Consider the following 6,418-nt stretch of genomic DNA (forward strand, 5'->3'; position numbering starts at 1 on the left):
CAGACCGAGCACCTCGGCGAACGCCTGACACAGCAGCTCCTCCCGCACGGTGACGGGGCCACGACCCGAGGTCGCCATCGCGGCGAAGTCCGGGGCGGGCAGAGCTTTGCGGTCGACTTTGCGGTTCGGCGTCAACGGCAGCGCGTCCAGCACCACCACGGCCGCCGGCACCATGTAGTCCGGCAGCCGGTCGCCGGCGAACCCGCGCAGCAGTGCCGGCAGGCCCTCGTGGTCGCCGTCGGTGGGCACCACGTATGCCACCAGCCGCTTGTCACCGGCGACGTCCTCACGCGCGACGACCACGGCTTGGACCACCCGCTCATGCCCGGCGAGTACGGTTTCGATCTCCCCCGGCTCGATCCGGAACCCGCGGATCTTCACCTGCTCGTCCGCGCGACCCACGAACACCAGGTCGCCGCCGGCGGACCAGCGCACCACGTCACCGGTCCGGTACAGTCGGCCGCCCGTGTCGAACGGGTCGGCCACGAATCTGCCCGCCGTGAGGCCGGCCCGGCCCACGTACCCGCGCGCCACCTGCACACCGGCCAGGTACAGTTCGCCCGCCACGCCCACGGGGACCGGTGACAACCGGTCGTCCAGCACGAAGGCCCGGGTGTTCGCCACCGGCGCCCCGATCGACGAGGCGGCTCCGGCGCGGTCTTCCAGATCCTTGGCGGTCGCCCAGATGGTGACCTCCGTGGGGCCGTAGACGTTGGTGACCGCGGCGGCCCGGTCAACCAGGGCGGTCGCCAGCCCTTCCGGCAACGCCTCGCCGCCCACCAGCACCCGGACGCCGTTCCACAGCCCTTCGCCGGCATCGGTGTCGCCGATCAGCGCCTGCCACAGGCTCGGCGTACCCTGCATGATCGTCGCGCCGCTCGATCCCACGAGATCGCGCAACTGCCGCGGGTCGCGGACCTGCTCCCGGCCGGCCAGCACCACGACCGCGCCGTGCACCAACGGCAGGAAGAGCTCCAGGCCGGCGATGTCGAACCCGATGGTCGTGACCGCGACCAGACGGTCCTGCGGTCCCACGCCGAACCGCGCCTGCATCGCCGCGAGGAAGTTCGCCAGCGCGTCGTGGGTCACCGCAACGCCCTTCGGTGTGCCCGTCGACCCGGACGTGTAGATGACGTACGCCAGCTGGCTCGGCGCGATGGTCACGTCGGGCCGCTCACCCGGCAGCGCCGCGACGGCATCCGTCAACGAAGGTTCGTCCAGGCACGCCAATGCGATCGCGGCACGGTCCACACCGGCCCCGGTCAGCACGGCCTCGCAGGCCGCGTCGGTGAGCACACACACCGCTCCCGCGTCCGTCACCATGAAGCCGACTCGATCCGCCGGGAACTCCGGGTCCACCGGCAGGAACGCGCCGCCCGCCTTGAGGACCGCCAGCAGCGCGACCACCATGTCGACGCCGCGACTCATACACACCGCCACCACGGACTCGGCGCCCACACCCCGGCCGATCAACCACCGGGCCAGGCGGTTCGCCCGGCCGTCCAGGTCGGCGTACGAGACGCGATCCGTTGCGTGCAGCACGGCCGGAGCGTCGGGCGTCCGCCGTGCCTGCGCCTCGAACAGGGCCGGCAGCAGCGCGGCGCCGACCTCGACGGTGGTGTGGTTCCACTGGTGCAGCACCCGCGCGAGCTCCGCCTCGTGCACGACCTGCACCGCCGACAGCGACGTCGGTGCGCCGGTGTCGAGCCCGGCCTCCAACGCGGTCACGAGACCGGACAGCGCGGCGATGGTCATGCCGGCCACGGCGTGCGGGTCGATCGGGGCGACGGCGTCGACGACGACGCCGAACCCGTCGCCGACGTCGTCGACGGACACAGACAGCGGATAGTTCGTCAGGTCACGCGACAGCACCTCACGCACCATGATCGGGACGTCGGTGTCGTCGGCGCCGCGAGCTCCGTGCGTGCTGTGCCGGTAGTTCAGCAGCGTCGTGAACAGCGGGACGTCGGCCGGCACGCCGACCACGCGCTGGGCCAGCGCCAGCGGCGCGTGCTCGTGCTCCAGCAGCCCGGCGAGCTGGCCGCGCATCGCGGTGACCGCGGCGATGACGTCGAGGTCGCCGGTGCGCACCCGCACCGGCAGCGTGTTGATGAACAGCCCCGGCACCCGGTCGGCGCCCACCCCGGCGTTCATCCGGCCGAACAACACGGTCCCGAACACCACGTCGTCGCGCGCCGCGACCACGGCCAGGACCCTGGACCACGCGACATGCGCCACCGTCGCGGGGCTCGCCCCGAGCCGCCGGGACACCTCACGCAGCCGCGCGCCCAGCTCCGACTCGATCACGGCCTTGACGGTGACGGCGGCCGAGCCGTCGCCGCGCACGTCGGTCACGCCGAACGCCGCGGTCGGCTCGTCGATGCCGTCGAGCTGGTCGCGGAAGTACGCTTCGTGGTCGCCGTTGGTCAGGCCGGCCCGGGCCTGGGCCACGAAGTTGCGGTACGGCAGCGGCGCGCTCAGGCGCTCCGTCCGGCCGGTCAGGATCGCGCGCAGCTCGTGGTACAGCACCTCGAACGCGGTGTGGTCCTCGGCCAGGTGGTGGATCCGCAGCAACGCCAGGCAGCGGCCGTCGGCCGCCGTGGCGACGTGCATGTCCATCAGCGGGGCGCGCCCCACGTCCATGGACAGCCCGACCGCCGACAGCAGCTGCGCCGCCGGGTCCTGCGCGCCGGCCGCGATGTCGACGTCGGTCACCGGGAGGGTCGCCGAGCGCCGCACCACCTGGACCGGCTCGCGCAGGCCCGCCCACACGACGGACGTCCGGAACATGTCGTGCCGGTCGATGACCTGCTGCAACGCGGCGGCGAGCTGGTCGACGGCGGCCCGGTCGGACAGTTCGACCACCCGCGCCAGGGCGTAGACGTCGTCGTTGCCGTCGGCGAGCAGGTGGTGGAACAGGATGCCTTCCTGGAGCGGGGCGAGGGTGTAGATGTCGGCGATGTTGGCCGCGCCGCCCTCGACCGTCCCGACCACCGTCTGGATCTCGGCCTCGGTCAGCTCGACCATCGTCAGCATGTCCGGCGTGATCACCTGAGCGCCGGCCGGGATGAGGTTCGGCGGCACGTCCACGCTCACCGGACCGGCCGACGCCGCCAGCCCGGCCGGTGTCGGCGTCACGAACAGCGCCCGCACCGACACGGACATGCCACGCGCCCGCAGCCACTCGACCAGCCGCACCGCCAGCAGCGAGTGCCCGCCGAGGGCGAAGAAGTCGTCGTCGACGCCGACGGAGCCGACGCCGAGGACGTCGGCGAACGCCTGGCACAGCAGCTCTTCGCGGACGTTGGCGGGGCCGCGACCGGACCGGCCGCCCGCAACCTCGGGCGCGGGCAGCGCCTTGCGGTCCAGTTTCCCATTCACCGTCAGCGGGAGCGCGTCCAGCGCCACCACCGCCGACGGCACCATGTAGTCCGGCAGGCGCTCAGCGGCGTGCCCGCGCAGCACCGCACCGTCGGCGGCACCGACGACGTACGCCACCAGACGCTTGTCGCCGGGCGTATCCTCCCGGGCGACGACCGCAACCTGCTCGACCTGCTCGTGGGCGGCCAGCACTGCCTCGATCTCGCCGAGTTCGATCCGGAACCCGCGGATCTTGACCTGTTCGTCGGCCCGGCCCAGGTACACCAGGTCGCCGTCTGGGGTCCACCGGACCACGTCGCCGGTCCGGTACAGCCGGCCACCGCCGGCGGCGTCGAACGGGTCCGCGACGAACCGGGTCCCGGTCAGGCCCGCCCGGCCCAGGTAGCCCCGGGCCAGCTGTCCGCCCGCGACGTACAGCTCCCCCGCCACGCCCGGCGGGACCGGCGCCAACCGCCTGTCCAGCACGTACACCCGCAGCCCGGCCAGCCCGCGGCCGATCGCGCTGTCCCCGGTCTCACCCACAGCCAGCGGACGGTGTGTGACGTGGACGGTGGTCTCGGTGATGCCGTACATGTTGACCAGGCGCGGCCGGTCCGGCCGGCGGGCCCACCAGTCCTCCAGGCGGCCCAGGTCGAGGGCTTCGCCGCCGAACACCACGGTCCGCAGCGCGTCGGCGATCGGCCGGTCGGCGCCGGCCGCGATCAGCTGGTAGAACGCGGACGGGGTCTGGCTCAGCACCGTCACCCGTTCCCGCTCCAGGAGTTCCCAGAACTCGTTCGGCGACCGCGACACCTCGACCGGCACCACCACGACCCGGCCGCCGTGCAGCAGCGCACCCCACAGTTCCCAGACCGAGAAGTCGAACGAGAACGAGTGGAACCAGGTCCACACGTCCTGCGGCCCGAAATCGAACAACGCCCGGGTCGCGGTGAACAGGCCCACCACGTTCCGGTGGGTGACCACCACGCCCTTCGGGGCGCCGGTCGAGCCCGACGTGAACATCACATACGCCGCGCCGTCCGGCCCGGCCCACACCGCCTCGCCCGCATCGGACGTCGACCTCAGCGCCGCCACCACCGTGGGGTCGTCCAACACGACGGCCGGCACGCCGGACACGAGCCCGGCAGATGCGGCATCGGTCAGGACGCGCGTCGCGCCCGCGTCCGACAGCATCAGCGACACCCGTTCGGCGGGCAACGCCGGGTCGATCGGCAGGTACGCGCCGCCCGCCTTCCACACGGCCAGCAGGGCGACGATCAGGTCCGCGCCGCGCGGCAGGCAGACGCCCACGACTGACTCGGCCCGGACTCCGTCTTCGATGAGCAGCCGGGCCACGCGGTTCGCCCGGGAGTTGAGCTCCGCGTAGGTGGCCGTCGTCCCATCGCACACCAGCGCGATCGCGTCCGGTGTCCGGGCCACCTGCGCCTCGAACAGCCTCGGGATCGTCTCGGCGGGCACGTCGAGCGTGGGGGCGTTCCACTCGGACACGACCCGCTGCAGCTCGGCGGCGTCGAGCACCGGCACCGCCGACAGGGGCGCCGCCGGTCCGCCCTCGAGGCTCCTCTCCAGCGCCGACACCAGACCGGCGACGGCGGTGACGATCATGCCGATCAGGGCGCGCGGGTCGATCGGCGTGGCCGTGTCGACGACCAGTCCGAATCCCTCGCCGTCGTCGTCGACGGACACCGTCACCGGGTAGTTCGTGCGCTCGCGCAGGAACAGCTGCCGGATCGCGACCGTGGTGCCGTCGTCGGCGGCCGCAGCCTCCTGGGTCCGGTCGATGCTGTTGTGCCGGAAGTTGAAGAGCGAGTTGAACAGCGCCGCGCCGGCCGAGACGCCACTCGCGCGCTGCGCCAACGCCAGCGGCGCGTGCTCGTGCTCGAGCAGGCCGGCCAGTTGGCTGCGCATCGCGGCGATCGCCGCCACGACGTCGAGGTCACCGGTTCGCAGCCGCACCGGCAGGGTGTTGATGAACAGGCCCACATGGTCGGCACCGGCGGCCATCCGCCCGAACAGCAGCGTGCCGAACACCACGTCTTCGCGGGCGGCCACCGCCGCGAGCACCCGCGACCAGGCCACGTGCATGACCGTCGCCGGACTGGCCGCCACGCGCACGGCCGCGGCGCGCAGTCGTGCGGCCAGGTCCGGGTCGAGGATGTGGCCGGCCCGTTCCAGGCCGGAGCCGTCGCTGCGCACGTCGGTGACGCCGAACGCCGCGGTCGGCTCGTCGATGCCGGCCAGCAGGTCGCGGAAGTACTGTTCGTGGTCGCTTCCGCGCAGGCTGGCCCTGGCCTGGGCGACGAAGGTGCGGAACGGCAGGGGGGTGGTGAGCTCGTCGGCGCGGCCCTCCAGGATGGCCCCGACCTCGTTGTACACGATCTGGGCCGCGGTGTTGTCCTCCACCAGGTGGTGGATGCGGAGCAGGACAACGAGGCGGCCGCTGGGCGTGTCGGCGACGTGAACGTCGATCAGCGGGGCGCGGCCCAGGTCCATCGCCCATCCCACGACGGACAGCAGTGCGGCCGCCGGGTCCTCCACGTCGTCCGGGAGGTCGACCTGGATGACGGGCAGGGTTGCCGTGCGCCACACGACCTGGACCGGTTCGCGGAGACCCGCCCACACCATCGACGTCCGGAACACGTCGTGCCGGTCGATGACCTGTTGCAGCGCGGCCACGAAGGCGTCGAGGGTCGCGCGGTCGGGCAGTTCGAACGCCCGGGGCACGGCGTAGGCGTCGTCGCCGCCGTCGGCGAGGATGTGGTGGAACAGCAGGCCTTCCTGCAGCGGGGCCAGGGGGTAGATGTCGGCGACGTTGGCCGCGCCGCCCTCCACCGTGCCGACGACCGCCCGGATCTCCACCTCCGTCAGCTCCACCAACGGCAACATCTCCGGCGTGATCACCTGCGCACCCGCCGGGATCAGATTCGCCGGCACCACCACCGCCGGCGCCCCCGCGGCCGCGGCCAGACCCGCCGGGGTCGGCGCCTCGAACATCCGACGCACCGACACCGACAAGCCCCGAACACGCAACCACTCC

At 72.9% G+C, this 6,418-nt stretch carries 1 protein-coding gene (only partly in view); it reads right to left on the bottom strand.

The features are described 5' to 3' along the window. On the bottom strand, positions 1-6,375 hold the 5' end (the start) of the coding sequence (locus tag ABZ321_RS56995) for a non-ribosomal peptide synthase/polyketide synthase (RefSeq protein ID WP_354905262.1). It extends 16,017 nt beyond the left edge of the window; the window shows 6,375 of its 22,392 coding nt (coding positions 1-6,375); it begins with the start codon at positions 6,373-6,375; its stop codon lies off the left edge, out of view. Positions 6,376-6,418 lie beyond the last annotated feature (43 nt).

Origin of the sequence: Dactylosporangium sp. NPDC006015, from assembly GCF_040614215.1 — a bacterium.
Classification (GTDB): Bacteria; Actinomycetota; Actinomycetes; order Mycobacteriales; family Micromonosporaceae; genus Dactylosporangium; species Dactylosporangium maewongense.